The organism is Romboutsia sp. MSSM.1001216sp_RTP31141st1_G3_RTP31141_220114 (assembly GCF_039031195.1).
Lineage (GTDB): Bacteria > Bacillota > Clostridia > Peptostreptococcales > Peptostreptococcaceae > Romboutsia_C > Romboutsia_C hominis.
Window position 1 is genome coordinate 160,873 of the sequence record NZ_JBCIUO010000005.1, and the last position, 24,663, is coordinate 185,535.

Here is a 24,663-nt window from a genome sequence, read left to right on the forward strand (position 1 = left end):
TCCGCTCAATTGTTATCTTTCTTCTAATAATTTTATTTCATCTTCTGTTAATTCTCTATATTCTCCTAGCTCTAGATTTTTATCTAGCTCTAATTTTCCCATAGACAGTCTTTTTAAGTATACTACTTTTTTACCTACACTCTCAAACATTCTTTTAACTTGGTGGAATTTTCCTTCATGTATAGTAAGTTCTATTTCTGATATTTCATCACTCTTTAATATTTTAAGTTGTGACGGCATAGTTTCATATCCATCATCAAGCGTAACTCCTTTTGAGAAAGCAACTACATCCTCTTTTGTTACAATTCCTTCTATTTTAGCATAGTAAGTTTTTGGTACATGCTTTTTTGGTGATAATACCCTATGTGCAAGTTGTCCATCATTTGTTAATACCAATAGCCCTTCTGTATCTTTGTCTAACCTACCTACTGGAAATGGTTCAAAAACATAGTATGATGAATCTATTAAGTCTAATACTATTGGGTCATGCTTATCAAAAGTCGCCGATATATATCCATCTGGTTTATTTAACATTATGTACACAAATTCTCTATAGTTTACTTCTTCTCCATTAAAAAGTATTTTATCATTTTCTGGGTCAACTTGAATCCCTGGATTATTTATATTTTTTCCATTTACAGATATCATACCTTGCTTACAGTATTTTTTTATTTCCGCTCTACTACCATATCCTATATTAGAAAGTATTTTATCTATACGTAATTTTTTAGCCATTAAAAATGTTCTCCATTTTCATAGTATTTTTCCTTTTCAAAAACAGTAAATGCTAAATCCATACTTTCTACTTTTAATCCATCCCTTATACTATCTGTTATTATTTTAGCTACTGTGTCTTGGACTTCTTGTCCTCTATCAAACCAAGCTACTTCCACAAATGGATATACATCTGCTATTTTTCCGTCTCTTATTGCTACAGATTTTATACATTCTATTTCAAAATAATCTCTAGGACATTTTACTGCTTCCACTAATTTATCTATCATATTTTCACTTATTTTACATATATCATTTTCATTTATACCTCTTACTTTTATTTGTGGCATATATAATTCCTCTCTTTTCTTAAAATTTATTTAGTTATAGATATTATTATACTTTTAATTACTAGTTATTACAATTTACTATGTACTTTTTTTGTATTAGGGTTATAATATTAATTGATGGGTAAATTTTATATTTGATTATTTTTAATAATTAATTGTATGGAGGGTTTATATATGTTAGTTTCAGCTAAAGACATGTTACAAAAAGCTAGAGAAGGAAAATACGCAGTAGGTCAATTCAACATAAATAACTTAGAATGGACTAAGGCAATATTATTAACTGCTCAGGAAAACAATTCTCCAGTTATATTAGGAGTATCTGAAGGTGCTGCTAAATATATGTGTGGTTTTAAAACTATAGTTAATATGGTTGAAGGAATGATGGAAGAATTAAACATAACTGTTCCAGTTGCTGTTCATTTAGACCACGGAAGCTACGATGGAGCTAAAAAAGCTATGGAAGCTGGTTTCTCTTCAATAATGTTTGATGGTTCTCACTATCCAATCGAAGAAAATATAGCTAAAACTAAAGAAATGGTTGAATTAGCTCATGCTAAAGGTCTTTCTTTAGAAGCAGAAGTTGGTTCTATAGGTGGAGAAGAAGACGGTGTTGTTGGTGCTGGTGAAGTTGCAGATCCAGCTGAATGTAAATTAATAGCAGATTTAGGAATAGATATGCTAGCTGCTGGTATAGGTAATATACATGGTAAATATCCAGAAAATTGGGCTGGATTAAACTTTGATGCTTTAGCTGCTATAAATAATGCTACAGGAAACATGCCATTAGTATTACACGGAGGAACTGGTATACCTGCTGAAATGATACAAAAAGCTATATCATTAGGTGTTTCTAAAATAAACGTTAATACTGAGTGTCAATTAGCATTTGCTGATGCTACTCGTAAGTATATAGAAGCTGGTAAAGACTTAGAAGGTAAAGGATTTGACCCTCGTAAGCTTTTAGCTCCAGGGTTTGAAGCTATAAAAACTACTGTTAAAGAAAAAATGGAATTATTCGGATCAATAAATAAAGCTTAATTCCTTTTAAAAATTAAATGAAAAGAGCATCTTTGTATAAAGATGCTCTTTTTTATTTCTATATTAATCTTTTATATTATTTATAATCCTTAGCTATAGAATTTTGATGCTCCTACTAACTGTCTTTTTCCTACTATCTTAGATAGATTAGCTAATGATGCTATTTTTATATCCTTGAAGCTAACTAAAAATACAAATTTAAAATCTGTAAAAGATTCATCTATATTATAAATATCAAAGAAACATCTTACATTATCAAATAAATATTTATCCTGAAGTTCTTCTTCAATTTCATCTGTAGCATCTTTTAAATATGCTCTTACATCTTCAAATAATACTTGGAAATAGCTTTCGTCTAAGTCTTCTCCTATTTCATCTAGTACATCTTCTATATCTTGCATATTAAATACATCTTGAGACAGTTTGCAGTCAAATGCCATTATACCATCTTGATTAATTGTATTTGATATATCTCTTGTATATTCTATATCTGGTCTTATTTTGATGATTTCTTTAACATCATTGCTATTTATGCTTATATTGCCTTTTCGATTTTCTACTTTTAATTCGACCATAAGACCACCTCCCCCTATAGTATTGCTATGTTTACTTGTACAATTCTATGAATTTATCTATGTCTTTCCAAGTGTCTACTCTTGTTATATTATCATGTTCTACACCTTGATTGTAGTTGGTATTTATTAGTAGTATTTTCATACCTTCATTTGCAAGTTGCATTGCATTTGATGGATTGTCTTCTATAAATATATTGCATTCTAGTTCTTTAGCTTTAGCTATTTTATCGTGACTACCTAATAAGTGAACATCTATATCAGAAAATCCTTTATCGTTTAACCATCTTGTAGTTATCTCTGTAAGACTTTTATCTCTTGCCGTTACAAAATATAAGTTGTGGCTATTAGCTAACCACTTTTCTATAACGTCCTTAGCATATTCTACTATTTCTGCTTCTTCATAAGAATGCATACAGCTACTATGGAATTTATTTAATATTTCATCCATGGTATCACCATATAATTGTTCCCAGTTATAAGTTACACATTCTTCTTCTTTTATATTTTTATTATATATCTCATTTAAGTACGGAATAAAATGATATGGACTTGTTATAGTTCCATCTATATCTATACATATATTTAATCTTCCCATACATACCTCCCTGATTAACGTTATAATCGAAAATTATATCATATGTTATATTATAAATCAAAATTTATGCATTATAGTATATTTAAAGCTTATCATAAAAGATAAGCTTTTGTTATTTTATATTTAGACTTAGCTTATCTATTCTATCCTTAAAATTTGCTATGTGCTCATCAGATAAGCTTAAATACTCTGTTATTTTTCCAATATATTTTGGATTCTTACTTTCTACTAAGTTTATAGACTCGTTCATAGCCTTTTCTCTTAGCTCATAAGCCTTTTTAACATCATCTCTTGCATTGCTTAGTATTGTAGTATATTGTTCATCTGAAAGACTAGGTATATCCATACTTTCATAAAGTTCTATAACTTCTTTACATTTTTTGCTGGCATATTTTAAGTCATTTTCTATAGTCGGTAATTTTTTTATACTCTCAGATATATTTTTTGTATAAGGAATACAATCCCTCATAGGAATTAATGCTTTTCTTTCTATATTGTAAATTTCTTTTTTGAAATCACTAATTATTTCTTTATCAGTTTTTTTAATAACTTCTACTTCTTTATCCTGATTTAATTCTACTTCTTTTGATTCTAGTGCTACTTCATTTGATTTATCTCCTTTACTTTCATACACTTCACTGTCTTGCTTATCTACTTTATAAATTTCATCAATATTCTCTTCTTTGCCTACATTATCCTTATATTCGTATGGCTCATCATTAACATAACTGTAATAATATATAGCTTCTCTGATTTTATTTAATCCACTCATATAAAGATTTGTTGCTACTATCATTGTAACTAATACAACATAAATACTACTATATATGTACGATCTTCTCAAATTTTTATAATTTCTAAATAATATTATCAAGGGGATAAGATACAAAAATAAGAATACTAATATCCATCTCATCATTAACATCTCCTTCTTTTGTATATTTAAACAAAAATCCCCCAATTTTCATATTTTAACCATATATAATAGTATTTACAATTTTAAGATTATTAATCTAATATTTTTATTAATTTAAAATCAGTGTAATCACAAGATGCTAATATATATTCAATTCCATTTCTTACACCTCTTAATCCCATTTTAAATGATTCTTTTCCGTGCAAGTGTCCATATATAACTTTTTCAACTTTATATTCTTCATATAATTTAGTGAATAACGATTCTTCAAGTTTATCATTAGTAGGAGGATAGTGAGTGATAACTATAAATTTAGTATGTCCTTTCTTCTTAGCAGCTTCTAAAGATATTCTTATCCTATTTTCTTCTCTCTTATATATTTTAGCGTCATTTTCATCAAACTTAAAATCATTCGGACATATCCATCCTCTTCCTCCACAAATAGCATAATCTTTGTATTCATAGAAATTAGTTTGTAAAAAGTTCATATTATCATACTGCTTATTTAATGCTGTTACAGTAGTCCACCAATAATCATGATTGCCTTTTATAAATATCTTTTTCCCCGGCAAATTATCTATTATATCTAAATCACTTCTTGCTTCGTCTAGATTTATTCCCCAAGAAGTATCTCCTAATACTAATACTAAATCTTCATCACTTACTTTCTCTTTCCAGTCTTCTATTAACTTTTCCTCATGACCTATCCAATTCTTTCCAAAAACATCCATAGGCTTATTTACTGATGTTGAAAAGTGTAAATCTCCTATTGCATATAAGTTCATGTCTTTTTTCCTTTCTTATGTAGCTTTTCTTATATATTCTATATTAATACCTATAGTTTAAATTTAAATTCAATTACTATACTATTATATAAAGAAAGTTATCCATGAATATGGATAACCTCTATCTAACTTTATTATTGTTATTGTAAAATTCTAATAAATTATCTACCTCACTTTGAAGATGTAATATTTCTTCTATATCTTGTTCATTATCTATTTTATCTAGCCTTCTTTGATATATAAGCGCTTTATGTGTTTCTCCTAGATTATATAATTCTTGAATCTTACTAAGTACATCTCTTACTGTAACTGATTTTACCTGGCACATAACTTGAGCTTTCATTATATCTTCTCTTATCTCGCTCATTTCTTGATCTAATAGGAATGCTGCATCAGATGCTCTTCTTAATCTAACTGCTAATTCATCTGGTATGTAATGTTCATATTTATATTTTAAAGAATGTTCTATAGTTGCCCAAAAGTTCATAGCTAAAGTTCTTATTTGGATTTCACACAATATTTCTTTTGAACCTGCTATCGTATTTATAGGATATTTTATTATAACATGATAACTTCTGTATCCACTATCCTTAAAGTTTTTTATATAATCTTTTGCATATACTATACTCATATCACATCTATTTTGTATAAGTTCAACTACTGTATATATATCTTCTACAAACTTACACATTATTCTTATACCTGCAATATCTTCCATCTCACCCTCTATATCTTCAATTCCTAGGCGCTTTGATTTAGATATTATAGAAGCTATTTTTTTAGTCCTTCCTGTTACAAACTCTATAGGACAGTATTCTCCTTTTGCTAAGAATTCTTTTCTTATATTCTTAAACTTAACTTTTAATTCTTCTACTGCATGGTCATAAGGTGTTAGTATTTCATCCCATTTTTCAAATTCCATCGTACTCACCCTTTATCTTATTTTGAGTCTTTTTTAACATATCTATTTTAGCATAATTTATTTTTTTTTGGTACAATAAAGCAATTCTCCATCATTTAATATATAGTCTATTTCATCTAAATCAGCTAAATAGCTTATCATCGAAACTAAAGATGACTTAAAAAAATGATATTCTTTATAATTGCACTTTAAATTATTATCTATTATAATTTTTTTTAATAATTCTTCTAACGTTATTGGTACATTTAAATCTTCTCTTACTTTATTTAAGTACTTATCAATAGCATTTAAATGCATTTCTGTTATAAACTTAGAATCTTTTTTACTTATTACTTCTTTACTATGCCCTAAGACTAAATAATCAAAATCTATTTCTTTTAATTTCATTATTGAGTCTATTTCTTTCTTTATATCATACAAAAATAAGAAATCATACTTTTTAAGCATATCTAAGCCTATTAGAAGGTCTCCAGTAAATAAAACTTTATCTTTAGTTAATATTCCTATGCTTCCTTCAGTATGTCCCTTTAAATCTATTATTTCAAATTCTTCATTATTTAATAACAGACTTCCTTCTTTTGCTATTTTATCTACTTTTATTTCATCTAATGATTTATTTTTTAATTTATCCACAAAAAATCTATTATATTTACCACCCATTATATATTTGCCAAATAGATAAGGCTTTTCTATATATAATTTAGCTTCATCTGATGATAATATACAAATATCATTATAATACTCTTTAAATTGGTTACACGCTCCATAATGATCATCATGTTCATGTGTATTTATTATAAAATTTACCTTGATATTTTTTTCTTCTAACATATTTATAATTCTCTTAGGTCTTGAACCAGCTAACCCAGGATCTATTATCAAAGCTTTATTATCATCAAAAATATAAACACCAGTGTTAGTTCCACCCTTTATATAAAATGTGTTTCCTTTTATTTTTTTAAGCTCCATTTAATCACCTAATTATAATAGTATCTTTTTTAATCTTTTTAATGCTATCTCTCTTACCTCTTCATCTTTTGATAATCTTATTTTTATATTGTAAGCAGTATCATCTTTTAATAAAGCTTCTATAAAATATTCAACTATACCTCTATCTTTAAAATCTATATCTATAATACCTTTAGAATATAACTTAGAATCTAGTATCATTAGCTCATCTGCAAAACTTAATCTAGTCGATTTATCTAAATATCCATTTTGGGGTTTAAAATCCTCACAGTATTTTATTTTGTAATTAACAACTTTTTCACTTATATCAAATCCATACTTTGATTTCATAAGATCACTATATTCTCTATTCCTTTTAGTTATATTTGATAAATTTTTATTATAATCCTCTTTTTTCCAATGACCAAAAATTCTACAATTTAGTGGCCTCACTTCATATATTAAACATCTGTTATTTTCATCTTTAAATGGACACGCACTCTTTTTAGTAAATTCTAAAAAATAGTAGTCTATAATTTTACTTAAACTTGTCTTTCTTAATTCATCTTTGTCTAATAAGTAGCTATATATATTAATAAATTCAATTAAATTTATACCTACTGATTCCATACAACAATTACCACAGCCAGTACAATCTCCACTTGGTAGTGATTTGTAAGTATCATTTAACTTATCAAACAGCTCATTTTCCTTACAATAATTTATACAATTTAAAATATCATTTCTATTTATACTAGCCATTATTATTACTCCTTGTTATAATTATTAGGTTAATACAAAAACTTATTATATCACACTTTTTATTAGTGTGATACGAATTAGTTAAGTGAAGAAAAATATTTACTTAAGAAATAAATATTCAATTTAACATACAGGAGGTAATCATGACTAGATATACAAAAATAATAAACATGATGGATAGTTATTATACAAAGGATTATGAAAAACAAAAGAAAAATATAACTAAAGTTAGGGAAGTTAGAGAAGAAACAGTTAGAAAGTTCTTCTTACAAGGTGACTGTGAAGTTCTAGTTGTGCTAGAAGAAAGTGGTAGAGAAATTCTTATAGATGATTTTTCATCTGATGACGATATAAGAAAATACCTTGGACCTAAGTTTATAAACAAGAAGAGATAGATTTAAAAATATTTTATAAATTTATGTATAGATTAAAGTTATCTGTCCATAATAGTAATATAAAATTAAATATTTAACTCAATCTCCCCCAAATTAAGTCTTCGTTCCCCCAACGAAGGCTTTTTATTTTTCAAAACATTTTACAAATGTATAGTTAGCTATCATTCTATAATGTATAATATATAAAAAAACTTTCGGTAGAAGAGGTTGTAAAATGGTAACTTTCGGTAAATTAAACTTAGATACAGACTTTGAATACAGAGTCATAAGAGAAGAAGAAAATGATTTGGACTTATTTATAGACTTAAACTATCGCAGCTTAGATATTAAACTAGAAGATTCAAACTTTTTTAATTCAAGAGTACAATTTCCATTTGTTAGGTCTATTATATTAAGATTAAACAAAGAGAGCGATATTATCACTATACATTTAATGAGAGATATTGATTTATTCTCTGCTTTCGCCAACTTCGAAATTAATATTTCTAATTCTATAATAAGCATAAAAAATGAATATGAAAAAGTTGTTATGTACAAGTCTATAAAATAAAGAGGGGGCCTTAATAAGGCCCCTCTTTATTTTATATTTTAATGTTCAATATACTTGCTTAATTTTTAAACTATTTACTTAGTTTTCTTATCTCCATATATTGTCTTATATATTTCTACTAACTCTGATACTAGTGGTTGTCTTGGGTTAGCTGGAGTACATTGGTCATCAAAAGCATCTAATGCTAACTTTTCTATAGCTCCCATATATATTTTTTCTTCTATACCACATTCTCTTATAGTCATTGGCATATTTAATTCTCTCATTAAGTTTCTTATAGCTTCTACTAAGCTCTTAACCCCTTCTTCTGTAGTGCTAGCTTTTAATCCTAACATCTTAGCTATCTCAGCATATTTCTTATCTGCTACAAAAGATTTATATCTTGGGAATGCAGCAAACTTAGTTGGCATAGATGCATTGTACTCTATTACGTATGGTAATAATATAGCATTTGCTCTACCATGAGGTATATGGAATTCTGACCCTAACTTATGAGCTAATGAATGGTTGATTCCTAAGAATGCATTGGCAAATGCCATCCCTGCCATACAAGATGCATTGTGCATTTTTTCTCTAGCTTCTTTACCTTCTTGAGTATTTGCTCCTTTATATGATTTTGGTAGATATTCAAATACCATTTGTATAGCTTTCATAGCTAAAGCATCTGTATAATCAGTTGCCATTACAGAAACATAAGCTTCTATAGCATGAGTTAATACGTCTAGTCCTGTATCTGCAGTAACAGCTACTGGCACAGACATTACAAATGTAGGATCTATTATAGCTACATCTGGAGTTAACTCATAGTCAGCTAAAGGATATTTAATATTATTAACTTTATCAGTTATAACTGCGAAAGAAGTAACTTCTGAACCAGTTCCTGAAGTAGTTGGTATAGCCACCATCTTAGCTTGTCTTCCTAATTTAGGGAATTTATATATTCTCTTTCTTATATCCATAAACTTAAGTCTTAAATCTTCAAAGTCTGCTTCCGGATTTTCGTAGAATAACCACATACCTTTAGCAGCATCCATTGCAGATCCTCCACCTAAAGCTATTATAGTATCTGGCTTGAACTTTCTCATAGCATCAGCACCATTTAACACTGTATCAACAGATGGATCTGGCTCTACATCAGCAAATACTTCTATCATAACTGGGTTTCTTCTTTTTCTTAAATGATATTGTAATTTTTCAACATATCCTAATTGAACCATCATTCTATCAGTAACTATCATTACTCTCTCAACTTGTGGTAGTTTTTCTAAGTATTGTATAGATCCAACTTCATGATATATTCTTTCAGGTACTTTAAACCATTGCATATTTACTCTTCTCTTAGTAACTTTCTTAAGGTTTATTAAATTTACCGCTGATACATTATCTGTAGTTGAGTTATTACCCATAGATCCACATCCTAGTGTTAATGATGGTGTATTCACGTTATATACATCTCCTATTGCTCCGAAAGTAGATGGCGCATTTACTAATAATCTTCCTGTTCTTACTTTCTCGCTAAATTTTAGTATTATGTCATCATTTTCTGAATGTATAACCGCTGAGTGACCTAATCCACCAAATTCAGTCATTTCTACACATCTTTGTATTCCTTCTTCAGCATTTTTAACTTTTAAGCAAGCAAGTACAGGACTTAACTTTTCTTTTGATAATGGGTAATCCATACCTACACCTTCTATTTCAGCTACTAACATTTTAGCATCTTTAGGTACTTCAAATCCTGCCATTTGAGCTATCTTATAAGGACTTTGCCCAACTATATTAGGATTTAATGTTTTAGTTTCTGGATTTATAACTGTTTTTTCTAATAATTCTCTTTCTTTTTTGTTTACAAAGTAGCAATTGTATCCCTTCATTATATCTACTACTTCATTGTATATTGGCTCTTCTATTATAACTGCTTGCTCTGAAGCACATATCATTCCATTGTCAAATGTTTTTGATAATATTAAATCGTTAACGGCTTGTTTTATATCTGCTGATTTTTCTATAAAACAAGGTACGTTTCCTGCCCCAACCCCTAAGGCTGGTTTACCTGAAGAGTAAGCTGCCTTAACCATTCCAGGTCCACCAGTAGCTAATATTAATGCTACTTTGTTATTTTTCATTAAAGCACTTGATGCTTCTAATGATGGTTCTTCTATCCATTGTATACAATTTTCTGGAGCTCCAGCTTCTATAGCTGCATCTCTTAAAATTCTAGCAGCTTCTGCTGAACATTTTTGAGCTGATGGATGGAAGCTAAATATTATTGGATTTCTTCCTTTTATAGCTATTAATGATTTGAACATTGTTGTTGAAGTTGGATTAGTAACAGGTGTAACACCTGCTATAACTCCTATTGGTTCTGCAACCATCATGTAGTTTTCTTCATCATTTTCTTCTACTACACCAACAGTTTTTGTATATTTTATACTATTATAAACATATTCTGTAGCGAATATATTTTTAGTTACTTTATCTTCAAATATTCCTCTTTCAGTTTCTTCTACTGCCATTTGTGCAAGTTCTATATGCTTATCAAGACCAGCCTTAGCCATAGCTTTTACTATCTTATCTACTGCTTCTTGGTCTAATTTTAACATTTCCTCTTTAGCTTTATTTCCTTTTGTTACTAAATCGTTTATCATACTTTCTACAGTTAGTTCTTGCTTTTCTTTTACATTTTTAACTTTTTTTAAATCTTTAGTCATTATGCTTTCCTCCCAGGCAATTTATATAAAACTGTGTTAGTTATTTAACAAACTTTCTATGTTTAGATAATACATCACATAAATAAAACTGTCAATATTTTTTGTTAAATTTTTATCTTATTTGTTTTATGAAATCGTTTTTATAGTTTGTTTTAATTTTCTGCATCTTTGTTTATAAGTTAAAATTTATTTTAAAATCTTACTTTAAGTATTTAAAATTCATTTAATTCTAATAGTTAATTTTTAATCAAACTATTTATTTTTGTATTTTTACATTAGATTAAATATTATAGTAATTTTTAATTTACTTATTTTAATAATATTTCAATATACTATATATTTTCACAGGAATACCCTATTTGTTATCGCTATTACTAAAATTGGCAATAATATAATATACTTTTTTAAATTTTTTATTTTTTAAACAATTTTTTTAGTTATTTTGATATAATATCTTTGTTATTAACAAATATATTTATAATACATATTAAATATTGGTACTATTAATTATAGATATAGTGTTTTATTCTCTTATATAGAGGTTTATTTTTAAAATTAATACATAATTTTGTGAAAGGAGTTTTTTTGTATGACATTACTAGTTTTCGGGCATAAAAATCCAGATACAGATTCTATATGCTCTTCAATTTCATTAGCTTACCTAAAAAATCAATTAGGTGAAGAAGCTACTGCTTATGCTTTAGGGGAGGTAAGAAAAGAAGCTCAATACGCTTTAAATCACTTCAATGTTGAAGCTCCTCAAATATTAAATATAGATGATTTAACTAATAAAAATGTAGTTTTAGTTGATCACAATGAATACGCTCAAAGTGCAGATGGCATAGAAAATGCTAATATAGTAGAAATAATTGACCATCATAAAATAGGTGGTATAACTACAGATGTACCTATATCATTTAGAGTAATGCCTGTTGGATGTACTTGTACTATAATTTACAACATGTTTAAAGAAAATAATGTTGAGGTTCCAAAACATATAGCTGGACTTTTATTATCTGCTATATTATCAGATACATTATTATTTAAATCTCCAACTACTACAGAAAAAGATAAGTTAGCTTGTGAGGAATTAAGTAAAATAGCTGATGTTGATATGGAAAGCTATGCTATGGATATGTTTAAAGCTGGTACTTCACTAGATGAATACAGCATAGAAGAAATAGTTAATATGGACTTTAAAGAATTTGATATGAGTGGAAAAAGAGTTGGTATAGGTCAAGTATTCACTTTAGATATAGATTCTATATTTGATAAAAAAGATGAATTTTTATCTTATATAAACTCTACTGATTACGATATGTTAGTTCTTGCTATAACTGACATAATAAAAGAAGGTTCTTACCTAATATACAAAGCTGAAGATAAAGTAATATCTGAAGCATTTAATGTTGAAGCTCATCAAGGAGTATTTGCTGAGGGTGTAGTTTCTAGAAAGAAACAATTAGTTCCAAATTTAACTTCTGCTATTAAGAATAATTTATAATAATAAATAAAAAGTATTTATAATGATTTTATAATCTTTTATAAATACTTTTTTGTTTACTATAATATATTTAATATATAGAAAAAGGAGCTATCTTTAATATAGATTAGCTCCTTTTTCATATGTTATAAATTTAAATCGTCTACTTATAAATAATGTAGATTAATAAAATGGTTTAATTTCTGTATTTTGTGTGTTTTGTGTGTTTCGGTTAGGATTAAACCTTATAATATTTTAAAATAATTTAGTTAGATTGTAAATAGTTATTTTTTACCTTTTAGAAACTAACTAGCATTTTTCAACATCTGAATAATCTTTTCCAAATGTCTCCACTGTTACAGACTTCATAATTTGAGGAGTCTTAGGCTTGTCAGCTCTATCTGTCGCAGTTGTAGCTATTTCATTAACAACGTCCATTCCTTCTATTACTCTACCAAATGCAGCATATTGTCCATCTAAATGTGGAGAATTTTTATGCATTATGAAAAATTGTGATCCAGCTGAGTTTGGAGCCATAGTTCTAGCCATAGATAATACTCCAGCTTCATGCTTTAAGTTATTAGTGAATCCATTTCCTCTGAATTCTCCCTTTATAGAATATCCTGGTCCACCCATTCCATTTCCATTAGGGCATCCACCTTGTATCATAAATCCTTCTATTACTCTGTGGAACCCTACTCCGTTGTAGAATCCTTGGTTTACTAGTGTTACAAAGTTTTTAACTGTGTTAGGAGCTATATTGGGATATAATTCAGCTACTATTTTCTTTCCATTTTCCATTTCTATAGTTACTATTGGGTTTTTAGTTTCCATTTTTTTAATTCCTTTCTTCTTATCTTTATGTATTTTCTATTTATTATTATATACTAACTTTGAAATAATTCTCTACATATTTGAATTATAAAGTAATTATTTTTGTATAAGTAAAATAAGCTACTATATAATAGTAGCTTATTTTTCTTCTCCATCTAATTGTGGAGTATCTTGATATTTTATATCTAATAACTCTAATATTTGCTTAGCTCTTTCTTTTGTAGAGCCTTTAACTTCTACAAAGTTTACATTCTCAGCTTTTAAGAAACTTAATATAGCTTCATCTATTTTAAGAGCGATTTCTTCATCTTGCCATCTTACACCATCTTGCACATATCCAAACTCTCGTGGCACATATATTATAGTGTCATAGTTTTGTATATCTTCTATTGCTAGACAGTATAAATCTTTAAGTATTTGTATTTCTTTTTTACTTCTTTCCTTATTTCCTAACATAAATCTTCCATATATGTAAGGTACGAAAGTAGCATAGTCTGTTAGAGCATAATCAAATGTTGATAACTCATCTTCTATTCTCTTTTGCCCTAAGTATATTCCGTATTGTTCAGATATAGTCTCTATCATACCCTTATCTTTTAAATAATCAGTTGAGTATTCTAAAGCATATCCTACATTTAATCCTGCTATTTTCATTTCAACGTATAGGTGTTGTATTAGTGTAGTTTTACCACATCTAGGCCCACCTAAAACTGCTATTCTCTTAGTTGCCATTATTTATATCAACTCCATAATTTATATTCTTTTTAAGGAACTTTTATATTATACTAATATTTAGCAGTTTATTCAATGTTTTTGATACAATTCTATATATTTACATAGAAATGTTCATATTTTAATATTTACTCTAAAAAAACTATTCTATATGCACATAGAAAAATTCTTTCCTATTTCATATCCTTCATTGTATATTTTTTTACAAAATTCTTTTTCAAATCTTAATGTAGCATTTTTTTCAAAAGGTTTTTTAGGCTTTATTATAAAAATATTGTCTTTACCAAATTTATCGCTTATTTCTGCAGGTAGTTCATATTCTGTATGTGTATCTATTATTATTATTTTATCTAAGTCTTGTTCTACTAATGGCTGTATTAATGTATTATTAACTAATCCTCCATCAAGATTAAATCCATCATATAGCCCTTCACTTACATCTTTCATAAACTGCTGTCCTAGCGGTAAAGTTGCTTTTGGGTTACATGGTAATAAAGAACTATACTTAATACTTTCTAAAGCTTTAGACTTATCTACATCTTTTATATTCATTACCTTTTCATTTAGATTTTTATTTTTTATTTCTATATAATTAACATAAAAGTCTATTTCCGCTTCTTTACTTACTTCTAAAGTTTTTAATCCTTCTATCACATAAGAATTATCCACAGTATTATCTATTATTTTGATATCGTTTGCAGGATCTATTTCTATATTTGTCCACATATCCTCTAACTTTTCAACATTTCCTGTGAATATATAATATCCATTAATTGCTCCTATAGATGTTCCCGATATTGCACTAAAATCTAACCCTCTGTCATAAAGAGCCTTTATAACTCCTGCTTGATAAGCTCCTTTAGCTCCTCCTCCAGAAAGGCATAATCCTATTTTCATCTGTCTCATCTCCTATTTATATTTCATAAAATTTATTAAATGTCTTATATATACTATAATGATCTTTTACACTTCCTAATTCTCTTATAGAGTGCATTGCAAGTATTGGTGAACCTACATCAACAGATGGTATATCTATATGTGTGGATGAAATTGGCCCTATAGTACTTCCTCCTCTTTCATCTGATCTATTTACAAATTCTTGATACTTAACGTTAGCTTCTTTGCATATAGCTTTGTATATAGATATTGAGTTGGCATCACTTGTATATGCTTGATTTGCATTTATCTTTATAACTGGTCCTTTACCCATTACTGGTTTGTTTGTTGGGTCATGCTTTTCTCCTAAGTTTGGATGCACTGCATGTGCTAAATCAGCTGATATAATAAATGAAGAATATAATGCTGTAAAGAATTCTTCTCTTGATTTACCTAAAGATATACATATTCTTTCTAGTATGTTTAATAACATATTAGAATCTGCACCTTGTTTAGTAGAACTTCCTACTTCTTCATTATCAAATACAGCTACTAAATTTACACCATTTTTACCATTAGCATTTATAAGTGCATGTAAACTAGCATGTGCCATTGATAAATTATCTAATCTGCTTGTTGATATAAACTCCTCATTAGGACCCATTAAAGAACCTTTTTCATATTCATATAAGAATAAATCAAAGTCTAATATTTCTTCCTTATTTATACCTAGTGACTTACTTATTTCATTTATTAAGAAGTTATCTTTTTCTAAACTTTCGTTTATAAGACCTACTAAAGGTAACATATCCTTTTGTTTATTTAGTGCATATCCATCATTTACTCCTCTATTTAAATGAATAGCTATATTTGGTATTATACATATTGGTTTATTTATATTTACCATTTTTTCTACTGGATTTAATATACTTTCTCCCTTTAATACAACCCTTCCAGCTATGGCTAAAGGTCTATCTAACCAAGTATTTAATATTGGTCCACCATAGCATTCAGTATTTAATTTTAAGTATGTACCTTCAGAACACATTTCAGCATTTGGCTTTATTCTAAATGTAGGTGAGTCAGTATGAGAACCTAATATTCTAAATCCTTCTTTTTCTATGTTATTAGAGTTAACCTCAAAGGCTATTATAGCAGAAGAATTCTTTGTTACATAATACTTCCCATTTACTTCTATGTTCCATATATCATCTAATTTTAATTCTTTAAAGTTATTATCCTCTAAAAGCTTTATAGATGTTTCTACTGCTTGAAATGATGTTGGACTTTTATAAATAAAATCTATTAAATCTTTAGCAAATCTCTTTTGTTCCATTTTGTAGCCTCCCTAGTAAATGTAAATTAATGTATTTCTACATTATAAATATATTATAATACTAATTTTCCCAATCTTAAACAGAGTATTTTAATCTTTAAAATAAAGATTTACTATATTTATATTTGTCATTAACTTAGTGAGTTCTAATGTGTTATATAGTTAACCTAAGCTTTTTAAATATATTATTTAAATAAAAATAAAGGATATATAAGTATATCCTTTATTTTTATTTACTATAATACATCTAATGTTGTATATTCTTTATTTATTTTTTTAATTCCTTGTTCTTTAAATGCTATTGTAACATCAGAGCCCATCATACCAACAACAGTACCTTCTCCAAATTTTGGATGATGTACCTTTGCTCCTAGCTTTATATCATCTATATCAGTTTCTTTTTTAGTATCTTTTATAGTCGCATTTACTTTTTTAGCAACTGTGGACTTATTCATAGTGTTCATATATTTTTGTTTGTACTTATCTAATACATTATAATTAGCCTTTGAGTAAGTTAATTCTTTTTCTACTTTGTTAAGCTTCTCTATACATTGTTCTGGTAATTCTTCCATAAATCTAGATGCTATTGATGGATTAGTTTTTCCATATAAAGTTCTTCTTTGAGTTAATGTCATATAAAGAACTTCTTTTGCCCTTGTTATACCAACATAGCAAAGTCTTCTTTCTTCTTCTATATCTGACTCACTCATTGACCTTACTGCTCTAGATATTGGGAATAATCCCTCTTCCATACCAATTAAGAATACAACAGGGAATTCTAGCCCCTTTGATGTGTGTATAGTCATTAATGATACTTTTTCTATCTCTTCATCTTCACTAGATTCAGATGAAAGTGCAACACCTGTTAAGAATGTTTGTAAATCTTTTTCTTCGCTACTTTGCTCAAATTCTAATGCTATAGATATAAACTCTTTTAGATTATCAATTCTATCTTGAGCTTCTTCACTTTTGTCCTTAGATAGCTCATCTATATATCCTGTAGTCTCTAATACTTTCTCTATAAGCTTACTTACAGGATATACTTCTTTTATAGTTCTAAGTGTTCCTACTGTATCAACAAATCCATTTATACTATTTTTAGCTTTTGTTGATATATCTGAATTTGTATCTATATCTATTAGTACAGAGTACATACTCTCTTGCTTTAAACTAGCTCTATCTTCTATTTTTTCTATAGTTCTAAGACCTATACCTCTTCTAGGTACGTTTATTATCCTCTTTAAAGATATATCATCTTGAGGATTTTGTATAACCCTTAAATATGCTAGTAAATCTTTTATTTCTTTTCTTTCATAGAATTTTGTTCCACCATATATATTATATGGTATTTGGCTTCTATTAAGTGCATCTTCTACTGGACGAGCCTGAGCATTAGCTCTATAAAGTACAGCAAAGTCCTTATAAGTTCTACCTTGCTCTCTTGCTATTTTAGCTATCATATCTGCAACAAAATCAGATTCATTTATTTCATTTTCAGATAGTTGTATCTTTATTAGCTCTCCTTCTTTTTTCTCACTCCAAAGTTTCTTTCTTTTTCTTTCTATATTATTAGATATAACAGTATTTGCTGCATCTAGTATAACTTGAGTAGATCTATAGTTTTGTTCTAGCTTAACAACATGAACATCATCATAGTCTCTTTCAAACTCAAGTATATTTCTTATATCCGCACCTCTCCATCCATATATACTTTGGTCATCATCTCCAACAACACATATATTTTGATGTTCCTTTGCTAATAATTTTATTAGTTCATATTGAGCTTTACTTGTATCTTGATACTCATCTACCATTATATATTTAAATCTACTTCTATAAAATTCTAAAACTTCTTCTTCAGATTTTAAAAGTTCTACTGTTTTATATATTAAATCATCAAAATCTAAAGCACTATTTCTTTTTAAACGATCTTGATATAGTGCATATACATCTGCAATCTTACTCATTCTATTATCATGTCTATGCATATCTTTAAATTGTGATGGGCTATACAGCTTATCTTTTGCCCCTGATATTGTACTTATTATTACCTTAGGTTCAAATACTTTATCACTTAAATTTAACTCTTTTAAACAGTCCTTTACTAAGGTAACTTGGTCAGCACTATCATATATAACAAAACTTCTATTGTATCCGATTCTATTTATATCTTTTCTTAGTATACGCACACAGCAAGAGTGGAAAGTACTTATCCACATTTCCTTTGTATCTGTTCCTAAAGTTTCCTCTACTCTCTCTCTCATTTCATTAGCAGCTTTATTTGTAAATGTTATTGCTAATATATTTGGGGCTTGTACACCTTTATCTTCTATAAGATGTGCTATTCTCGTTGTTAAAACTCTAGTTTTCCCTGACCCAGCTCCAGCTAGTATAAGTACCGGTCCTTCTGTTTTTTCTACAGCTTCTCTCTGGGCAGGATTTAATGTATCTAAATTCATAATTTTCCTCCTGTCGCTATTCCTATAACTATATTTTAATCTATAATAAATATTTATTCAAACTTTAAATCAGTCCTATATTTTGATAATCTCCATAATCTAATTATTCTAAAATGGATATTATAAAAATATAATTTATTTATTAAATGAAATTATACTATACCATACTTTATATTATTCTTGTATTTTATTTAAAATAAATAGGCTATCTAAAAATAATAATCCTTGCAATTTATACTTTCTTAAGTTACAAGTTATTATTTTAAATAGCCATTTTATATCTTATGTATTATTTTACTTCTAATTTTCCTTCTATTATATCCTCTGCTTTTTTGTTAACATAATCAATTATTTCTTTAGGTACATTTTTACCAGTACTTGGTGCTATCCCAACTGCCTCTTCTTTTAATCCATAAACTACAGCTTTTCCGCCTTCAAATTTTCCTTCTTTTATCTTTGATATTGTATCAAAAACACCAATATCAACTCTTTTCATAGCTGAAGTTATTACATTGTCAGGAGCTAAATTATTTTGGTCCATATCTACTCCTATAGCATACTTATCTTTTTCTTTAGCTGACTCTATCGCACCAGTTCCAACACCACCTGCAGCTGAGAATATTACATCTACTTTATTATTATACATTTGATTAGCTATAGACTTTCCTAAGCTAGCATCATCAAAGGAATTTGCATATTGAGATAAATACTCTACATCTTTATTTTCCGACTTTACCCCAGCTTTAAATCCCTCTTCAAATCTTGTTATATTTGGTATTTCCATACCACCTATAAATCCAACTTTATTAGTTTCACTCATCTTAGATGCTATTATACCTACTAAATATGCTGCCTCTCTTTCATCAAAAGTCATACATATCATATTGTCTGGTATTTCTTGTCCCTCTTCTTCATAATTATGATCAATTATGACAAACTGTCTATCTGGATAAAGTTTTGCTGCATTTAACATTGATTCTGCTGTTGTATATCCAACACCTATAATTACATCACGTTCTTGGTCTATAAAGGTTTCTATATTAGGTGCATAATCTGCATCTTGGTTTGACTCCAAGTATGAGCCATCTATACCTAGTTCTGATTTTGCCTTTTCTAATCCTTCTAATGATGATTGATTAAAGCTTTGGTCATTAGCCCCACCTTCTCCAAGCACTATTCCTACAGAAAATTTTTCTTCGTCACCTTTCATGTTTTTGCTACCTTCTTTTGAGTCATTACTACATCCAATCATGCTTAAAGACATAATCCCTACTATTGCTGTAAATATTAATCTCTTCTTTAACTTTAACATATACTAAATCTCCCCCTGATAAATTATGTTTACACATAAATTGTATTATATGTCTTTACACATGTAAACAATTTATGTTAAATAAAAAATTTACTTCGCTCATATCACTTATGGCTTCATGTATTTTTTAATATTTTTACATTTTCATACTAATTAATGTGTATTATCAATATGAATTATCTACATTTTTATTCTTAATATAAGATCATTACATAAAAAAATAAGCCCTTAAATGTAATAAGGGCTTTTTAAGCATAAAGCTTTAGATATAAAATTTATATTAAATTTAGGCTTAAGGCAAATTAATTTTAAGACTTATACATTACAAGTCTCTTTTTAATGCAAACTATCTTGCATAGCTTAATCTTATATACTTCATCTATTTAAAATATTTCTTAATATCATTTATATAAAATTTTAAACTTTTCACAATAAAAAAGCCTAATCCACAGGGATTAGACTTTATCTACATAAATAACTATATAAGTAGCTTAAAGACATTCTCCATCCCCGAAGAAATCATTTAATATTATTAGGCAGGTCTCCTGACTTAGCTTCATTTTACTCTTTCTCCTTCCCATAATCTAATATTACAGTGGTTTTAGAAATTTCATCAGCATCACAGTAGCGGGGGCTGTAGAGGATTTTAACCTCTTTCCCTATTAATCTTATATTAAGAACCTATAATATATACTTTTCTATATTAAATTATATTCGCTATATATTTTAATATTCCTTTTATTTTTCTAATTTCTTATTATCTTTTTTAAATACATGGAAACCACATCAGAAAACCTCTGGATGTCTTTAGTATATATGAAGTCTTTACCATATATAATTTTTTCTACTTCTAAATCTATTTCTTTTCCTGTAAATACTCCTAGTACCATTATTCCCTTTTGCCTAGCTTTTCTTACTTCTGATGCAGTATCTTTTGCTCCAATCATACCTTTATAAGACATTTCTCCTCTTATACTTCTTTCCCTGTCTTTACCTATCTTTATGTCATTCGGTCTTCCATCACTTAATACAATTAAGATTTTATTTTCTTCTTCTCTTTCTAATAATCCTTCACAAATAGATTTTATGGCTAGTCCATCTCTATTATTTCCAGCACAAAAATATTCAAATATGTTCTCATTATTGGTTATTTTATCTTCATAGTCTCTAAATCTTTTTAATATAGTGTAATCCATAAGGCTTGAGAATCCCATAACTCTATTTGGTATACCAGCCTTAGTTAAAGCTGTTGATATTATATATGCTTGTATCGCTACATTGGCTTGATTTCTAGTTTGAGACCCACTAGAATCTAAAAGTATATCTATTACATACCTACCTTTCTCATTTTCAATATCTTTGTAGAAAATTTTATTATTATTGCTTCTAGTTGCTCTCCATGCCCTATTTGCATATATAGTACCACTATCACAATAAACTCTACTTTTCTCATTTTCTTCTATTAATATTCTCAATAGAGTTTCCTTTAATTTTAATATATTCCTTTTATATATTTTTATGTTTTCTCTAAATTTACGAGTATTATTTTCTTTTTGTCTAGTTGCATATTTTATCTGAGCTATATTACTACATTCACTTCTTAATACTCCATCTGTAAAATGTACTCTACATCCCTCATGAACCCCTCTACAACATTTGCTTTCTATTTTTTTTAATTCTAAGTCACCTATATATGATTTCCCGTAGTAATGCTCTATTTTCTTATATATCTTATTTAAAGTTTCCTCATCAACATATAGTACATTGTTAGAACTATGTTTTGAGCCTTTAATATCAACTTCTCCTAAGCTTTCAATTAACATAGATGATGATATCTCGCTTATTTGATTTTCTATAGTTTTACTGTGTTCATTATCATAAAGTTCTTCATACATAAAATCTGAAAATGTGTCAAAATCTATATTTGAATTTATTATTCTTTCATTTTCATAGTTTTCATTATCATATTTATTTGAAGTATCATTAAAATAATTTATATAAATTTCATCTATTCCCCTAAGTATTTCAACTATATTTTCATTAAGATTAATTTCATTTATTTTATTTACTATCCTTCTACTTAGTCCGTCTATAGTTGGATGTTTTCCCATCCTTTCTAAAACTAAAAAGTATTTTATTTTTTGTAGTATTTCTTCATTATGTATTTTACTAAAACCTGATAAAATATCTTTGTAAGCACTTAATCTTATATCTTCAATACCTGGTCTTTCCTTTATAATCTTTTCTTCAACTAACCTATCTAATGTTATATGCAATAAATCAGATATAACATCAATATCATATCCCATTTTAGCTCTACTTAATAAGTATCTTTTTACTAAGATCCAATCTATGTATTTATGCCTTCCTCCTGCCATCGTAGCAAAATACAAGGCGATATCTTTAGATGAATATTCATTTTTAGATATTTGAATATCATCATTATAATCTCCTGCTACAGTCCAAGATAGATTGCTAATTCTATTTTCAAATTCATAATTCCCATATACCCATTTCATAATTATTTCCTACTTTAATATGTATTTATTTTAGGAAATATATCTTTAGTTTCCCATTTATCTGGTATTCTAGTCTTTATAATATCTCCTACAATCTCTTTCTCATATACATCAAATGTTTTACTTGTTACTCCCATATTAACCGCTAAAGATGGTTTTAATCCTCTTCTGATAGCTTTTAGTGATCCTATTAATCCTCTCAAATCTACTGATTTACTAGATATTTCTCCATTTTGTGATTTTAATTGTAAGTCTAAGAATATACCTCCAAATTGGATTAATTTTTCTTCATCTGCATCCTCAAATTCTTTTTTTAATATTAGCATTAATTTTTCTTCTTCTACAGCAGGTATATCTATGACCATAAACCTAGAAACTAGTGCCTCATTTAATTCTTTTGTCCCTGCATATTCATAATTCATAGTTCCTATAAATCTCGTTGCATCATGAAGATTTATTCTTTCATATCCAGGTACATCTATTACTCTTCTATAATCTAACGCTGAATGTAGTACTGCAATTGCATCATTTTTAGCCATATTTATTTCATCAAATATACCAAATCCCCCATTTATAGCACATTCATATACTGAGCCTCTTCTTAACTTAACTTCATTATCTATAAATGTATCTGTACCTATTAAAGTTGTACTATCTGTATTTATATGGAACGATGTATTCCACTGAGGTCTTCCAAATAACTCTGATAAATTATCTGCTAGTAGATTTTTTCCTGTCGCCTTTGGGCCAGATAATAGTATGTTTTCTCCCTCTAATATAGCTGATATAGCCATATTCCATATATCTTTTCCATAAAAATACTTAGTCGAATCTGATATCCTATGTTTAAGATTCTCATCTATTTTATAGAATTCTTTAAACTTTATTGCATCATTTATTAATTTTTCGTCTACACCTTGGTTTAATAAACTTACTATTATACCCATAGTCAGTCCCCCTTGTCTTTGTTATATACTATAATATTAGCATATAATCTATAATCTGATATAATATTTTATCCTTACACTACCTTGTTAATTTATCTAAAATTTACTTAAATACCTTACGTTTAAATACTTTGACTGTTTTATGGATTTAAAATTACTTAATATCTAAATTATCTCAATTCTTTATTAGAACAAAATAAAATTTTATTAAAAAATAAGAGGCTTAGTATATAACCTAACCCCCTACTTATTTTTATTTATAATCCGTACTTACATAAAATATAGTCTACAAACTTTCCATTTTCATAGAATAATTCTCCATCAGCATATATATTACTACAACTTCTTATATCACATAACTTATCCCAATACAGTGATTATTTATTTTGACTGCTGCCTCTAACATAAAATCCCCTATTACCATATAAATAATTCCTTCTATCTTTTCATAAAATAGCATATTTGAAGTGAATTTTTCATACCATAATTTGTGCTTATTGTCTTACCGTTTTTTACTTCTGCTGAATAATTTGCTAATAACTTATCTAATTTATTTAACCTTTTTAAATATCATAACAATAAACTTATAAAATAAAAAAGAGATAGCCTTAAATAGCTATCTATACATATCTAATATTTTATAAAATAAAAAAGATTACGTGGCTACGTCTTACTCTCCCAGGAGGTCGCCCCCCAAGTACCATCAGCGCTAAAGAGCTTAACTTCTGTGTTCGGTATGGGAACAGGTGTATCCTCTTTGCTATAATAACCACATAATCTTTATCTTTTAGAGTTAATACTCTGAAAACTGTATATCATTTAGAATTAATCATTTTATTTTGGTCAAGTCCTCGACCTATTAGTATCGATAAGCTAAATACATTACTGCACTTACACCTTCGAC

The 24,663-nt window shown here is 27.8% G+C and carries 22 protein-coding genes, 1 rRNA gene and 1 riboswitch; of the genes, 4 read left to right on the forward strand and 19 right to left on the reverse strand.

What is annotated here, in order from left to right:
- Nucleotides 1–12: 12 nt before the first annotated feature.
- Complete coding sequence (locus ABCP60_RS09915; protein WP_092923382.1) at nt 13–735, reverse strand: pseudouridine synthase; 723 nt, start codon at nt 733–735, stop codon at nt 13–15.
- Complete coding sequence (locus tag ABCP60_RS09920) at nt 735–1,064, reverse strand: DUF1904 domain-containing protein (RefSeq protein WP_092923379.1); 330 nt, start codon at nt 1,062–1,064, stop codon at nt 735–737. The genes ABCP60_RS09915 and ABCP60_RS09920 overlap by 1 nt, the downstream gene beginning before the upstream one ends.
- Before the next feature lie 174 nt (nt 1,065–1,238).
- Between ABCP60_RS09920 and fba the strand changes: the two genes are divergently transcribed.
- Nucleotides 1,239–2,102, forward strand: a complete 864-nt coding sequence (fba, locus tag ABCP60_RS09925) for a class II fructose-1,6-bisphosphate aldolase (RefSeq protein ID WP_195940504.1) — start codon at nt 1,239–1,241, stop codon at nt 2,100–2,102.
- An 89-nt stretch (nt 2,103–2,191) separates the two neighbouring features.
- On the opposite strand, the gene ABCP60_RS09930 is transcribed toward fba, so the two are convergent.
- The 7 genes from ABCP60_RS09930 to ABCP60_RS09960 all read right to left on the reverse strand — a co-directional run bounded on the left by ABCP60_RS09930 (nt 2,192) and on the right by ABCP60_RS09960 (nt 7,605).
- Nucleotides 2,192–2,677 (reverse strand): hypothetical protein, encoded by a 486-nt coding sequence (locus tag ABCP60_RS09930; RefSeq protein ID WP_092923374.1) that lies wholly within the window; start codon nt 2,675–2,677, stop codon nt 2,192–2,194.
- Between the two features lie 31 nt (nt 2,678–2,708).
- A complete protein-coding gene (locus ABCP60_RS09935; protein WP_343101684.1) occupies nt 2,709–3,272 on the reverse strand; it encodes a hydrolase in 564 nt (187 codons plus the stop codon).
- 112 nt (nt 3,273–3,384) lie between these two features.
- Nucleotides 3,385–4,188, reverse strand: a complete 804-nt coding sequence (locus ABCP60_RS09940; RefSeq protein WP_092923371.1) for a hypothetical protein — start codon at nt 4,186–4,188, stop codon at nt 3,385–3,387.
- Nucleotides 4,189–4,280: 92 nt separating this feature from the next.
- On the reverse strand, nt 4,281–4,973 hold the full coding sequence (locus tag ABCP60_RS09945; protein WP_092923369.1) for a metallophosphoesterase: 693 nt from the start codon (nt 4,971–4,973) through the stop codon (nt 4,281–4,283).
- Between the two features lie 121 nt (nt 4,974–5,094).
- The gene (locus ABCP60_RS09950) at nt 5,095–5,895 is read right to left on the reverse strand and encodes a GTP pyrophosphokinase family protein (protein ID WP_343101685.1); all 801 of its coding nucleotides are present in this window, start codon (nt 5,893–5,895) and stop codon (nt 5,095–5,097) included.
- A 57-nt stretch (nt 5,896–5,952) separates the two neighbouring features.
- Nucleotides 5,953–6,864, reverse strand: coding sequence for an MBL fold metallo-hydrolase (locus ABCP60_RS09955; RefSeq protein ID WP_092923365.1), 912 nt, complete (start codon nt 6,862–6,864; stop codon nt 5,953–5,955).
- Between the two features lie 12 nt (nt 6,865–6,876).
- Nucleotides 6,877–7,605, reverse strand: coding sequence for a YkgJ family cysteine cluster protein (locus ABCP60_RS09960; protein ID WP_092923362.1), 729 nt, complete (start codon nt 7,603–7,605; stop codon nt 6,877–6,879).
- Between the two features lie 143 nt (nt 7,606–7,748).
- Here ABCP60_RS09960 and ABCP60_RS09965 point away from each other — a divergent pair, with 143 nt between their 5' ends.
- On the forward strand, nt 7,749–8,000 hold the full coding sequence (locus tag ABCP60_RS09965) for a hypothetical protein (protein ID WP_092923359.1): 252 nt from the start codon (nt 7,749–7,751) through the stop codon (nt 7,998–8,000).
- Between the two features lie 214 nt (nt 8,001–8,214).
- Nucleotides 8,215–8,550, forward strand: coding sequence for a hypothetical protein (locus tag ABCP60_RS09970; protein ID WP_343101686.1), 336 nt, complete (start codon nt 8,215–8,217; stop codon nt 8,548–8,550).
- A 74-nt stretch (nt 8,551–8,624) separates the two neighbouring features.
- On the opposite strand, the gene adhE is transcribed toward ABCP60_RS09970, so the two are convergent.
- Nucleotides 8,625–11,261 carry a bifunctional acetaldehyde-CoA/alcohol dehydrogenase gene (gene adhE, locus ABCP60_RS09975; protein ID WP_343101687.1) on the reverse strand — a complete coding sequence of 879 codons (2,637 nt, stop codon included), beginning with the start codon at nt 11,259–11,261 and terminating at the stop codon, nt 8,625–8,627.
- A gap of 589 nt (nt 11,262–11,850) precedes the next feature.
- Between adhE and ABCP60_RS09980 the strand changes: the two genes are divergently transcribed.
- A complete protein-coding gene (locus ABCP60_RS09980) occupies nt 11,851–12,765 on the forward strand; it encodes a manganese-dependent inorganic pyrophosphatase (protein ID WP_166506040.1) in 915 nt (304 codons plus the stop codon).
- Nucleotides 12,766–13,053: 288 nt separating this feature from the next.
- Here ABCP60_RS09980 and ABCP60_RS09985 read toward each other — a convergent pair whose 3' ends face one another.
- The 9 genes from ABCP60_RS09985 to rrf form a co-directional block, all read right to left on the reverse strand.
- Entirely contained in the window at nt 13,054–13,578 is a 525-nt protein-coding gene (locus ABCP60_RS09985) for a peptidylprolyl isomerase (RefSeq protein WP_092923347.1), read from the reverse strand.
- Nucleotides 13,579–13,716: 138 nt separating this feature from the next.
- The gene (locus ABCP60_RS09990; protein WP_092923344.1) at nt 13,717–14,310 is read right to left on the reverse strand and encodes an ATP-binding protein; all 594 of its coding nucleotides are present in this window, start codon (nt 14,308–14,310) and stop codon (nt 13,717–13,719) included.
- A 147-nt stretch (nt 14,311–14,457) separates the two neighbouring features.
- Nucleotides 14,458–15,207 carry a patatin-like phospholipase family protein gene (locus ABCP60_RS09995; protein ID WP_195238341.1) on the reverse strand — a complete coding sequence of 250 codons (750 nt, stop codon included), beginning with the start codon at nt 15,205–15,207 and terminating at the stop codon, nt 14,458–14,460.
- Between the two features lie 16 nt (nt 15,208–15,223).
- The gene (locus ABCP60_RS10000; RefSeq protein ID WP_092923338.1) at nt 15,224–16,522 is read right to left on the reverse strand and encodes a M18 family aminopeptidase; all 1,299 of its coding nucleotides are present in this window, start codon (nt 16,520–16,522) and stop codon (nt 15,224–15,226) included.
- A gap of 236 nt (nt 16,523–16,758) precedes the next feature.
- The gene (locus ABCP60_RS10005) at nt 16,759–18,981 is read right to left on the reverse strand and encodes a UvrD-helicase domain-containing protein (RefSeq protein WP_092923335.1); all 2,223 of its coding nucleotides are present in this window, start codon (nt 18,979–18,981) and stop codon (nt 16,759–16,761) included.
- Nucleotides 18,982–19,270: 289 nt separating this feature from the next.
- Nucleotides 19,271–20,293, reverse strand: a complete 1,023-nt coding sequence (locus ABCP60_RS10010; RefSeq protein ID WP_092923332.1) for a BMP family ABC transporter substrate-binding protein — start codon at nt 20,291–20,293, stop codon at nt 19,271–19,273.
- Between the two features lie 517 nt (nt 20,294–20,810).
- Nucleotides 20,811–20,993: riboswitch (cobalamin riboswitch) on the reverse strand.
- A 46-nt stretch (nt 20,994–21,039) separates the two neighbouring features.
- A complete protein-coding gene (locus ABCP60_RS10015) occupies nt 21,040–22,812 on the reverse strand; it encodes a nitric oxide reductase activation-like protein (RefSeq protein WP_343101688.1) in 1,773 nt (590 codons plus the stop codon).
- A 14-nt stretch (nt 22,813–22,826) separates the two neighbouring features.
- A complete protein-coding gene (locus ABCP60_RS10020) occupies nt 22,827–23,759 on the reverse strand; it encodes a MoxR family ATPase (RefSeq protein WP_092923327.1) in 933 nt (310 codons plus the stop codon).
- Between the two features lie 657 nt (nt 23,760–24,416).
- A 5S ribosomal RNA gene (rrf, locus tag ABCP60_RS10025) occupies nt 24,417–24,533 on the reverse strand.
- Nucleotides 24,534–24,663 lie beyond the last annotated feature (130 nt).

What these genes read in the sequence shown, in the direction of transcription:
- ABCP60_RS10005 (WP_092923335.1), bottom strand. Translation starts at nt 18,981, where the DNA reads ATGAATTTAGATACATTAAATCCTGCCCAGAGAGAAGCTGTAGAAAAA.
- ABCP60_RS09970 (WP_343101686.1), top strand. Translation starts at nt 8,215, where the DNA reads ATGGTAACTTTCGGTAAATTAAACTTAGATACAGACTTTGAATACAGA.
- ABCP60_RS10015 (WP_343101688.1), bottom strand. Translation starts at nt 22,812, where the DNA reads ATGAAATGGGTATATGGGAATTATGAATTTGAAAATAGAATTAGCAAT.
- ABCP60_RS09995 (WP_195238341.1), bottom strand. Translation starts at nt 15,207, where the DNA reads ATGAAAATAGGATTATGCCTTTCTGGAGGAGGAGCTAAAGGAGCTTAT.
- fba (WP_195940504.1), top strand. Translation starts at nt 1,239, where the DNA reads ATGTTAGTTTCAGCTAAAGACATGTTACAAAAAGCTAGAGAAGGAAAA.
- ABCP60_RS09980 (WP_166506040.1), top strand. Translation starts at nt 11,851, where the DNA reads ATGACATTACTAGTTTTCGGGCATAAAAATCCAGATACAGATTCTATA.
- ABCP60_RS09955 (WP_092923365.1), bottom strand. Translation starts at nt 6,864, where the DNA reads ATGGAGCTTAAAAAAATAAAAGGAAACACATTTTATATAAAGGGTGGA.
- ABCP60_RS09965 (WP_092923359.1), top strand. Translation starts at nt 7,749, where the DNA reads ATGACTAGATATACAAAAATAATAAACATGATGGATAGTTATTATACA.
- ABCP60_RS10010 (WP_092923332.1), bottom strand. Translation starts at nt 20,293, where the DNA reads ATGTTAAAGTTAAAGAAGAGATTAATATTTACAGCAATAGTAGGGATT.
- ABCP60_RS09990 (WP_092923344.1), bottom strand. Translation starts at nt 14,310, where the DNA reads ATGGCAACTAAGAGAATAGCAGTTTTAGGTGGGCCTAGATGTGGTAAA.
- ABCP60_RS09930 (WP_092923374.1), bottom strand. Translation starts at nt 2,677, where the DNA reads ATGGTCGAATTAAAAGTAGAAAATCGAAAAGGCAATATAAGCATAAAT.
- ABCP60_RS09940 (WP_092923371.1), bottom strand. Translation starts at nt 4,188, where the DNA reads ATGAGATGGATATTAGTATTCTTATTTTTGTATCTTATCCCCTTGATA.
- ABCP60_RS09915 (WP_092923382.1), bottom strand. Translation starts at nt 735, where the DNA reads ATGGCTAAAAAATTACGTATAGATAAAATACTTTCTAATATAGGATAT.
- ABCP60_RS09950 (WP_343101685.1), bottom strand. Translation starts at nt 5,895, where the DNA reads ATGGAATTTGAAAAATGGGATGAAATACTAACACCTTATGACCATGCA.
- ABCP60_RS09935 (WP_343101684.1), bottom strand. Translation starts at nt 3,272, where the DNA reads ATGGGAAGATTAAATATATGTATAGATATAGATGGAACTATAACAAGT.
- ABCP60_RS10020 (WP_092923327.1), bottom strand. Translation starts at nt 23,759, where the DNA reads ATGGGTATAATAGTAAGTTTATTAAACCAAGGTGTAGACGAAAAATTA.
- ABCP60_RS10000 (WP_092923338.1), bottom strand. Translation starts at nt 16,522, where the DNA reads ATGGAACAAAAGAGATTTGCTAAAGATTTAATAGATTTTATTTATAAA.
- ABCP60_RS09985 (WP_092923347.1), bottom strand. Translation starts at nt 13,578, where the DNA reads ATGGAAACTAAAAACCCAATAGTAACTATAGAAATGGAAAATGGAAAG.
- ABCP60_RS09945 (WP_092923369.1), bottom strand. Translation starts at nt 4,973, where the DNA reads ATGAACTTATATGCAATAGGAGATTTACACTTTTCAACATCAGTAAAT.
- ABCP60_RS09920 (WP_092923379.1), bottom strand. Translation starts at nt 1,064, where the DNA reads ATGCCACAAATAAAAGTAAGAGGTATAAATGAAAATGATATATGTAAA.
- adhE (WP_343101687.1), bottom strand. Translation starts at nt 11,261, where the DNA reads ATGACTAAAGATTTAAAAAAAGTTAAAAATGTAAAAGAAAAGCAAGAA.
- ABCP60_RS09960 (WP_092923362.1), bottom strand. Translation starts at nt 7,605, where the DNA reads ATGGCTAGTATAAATAGAAATGATATTTTAAATTGTATAAATTATTGT.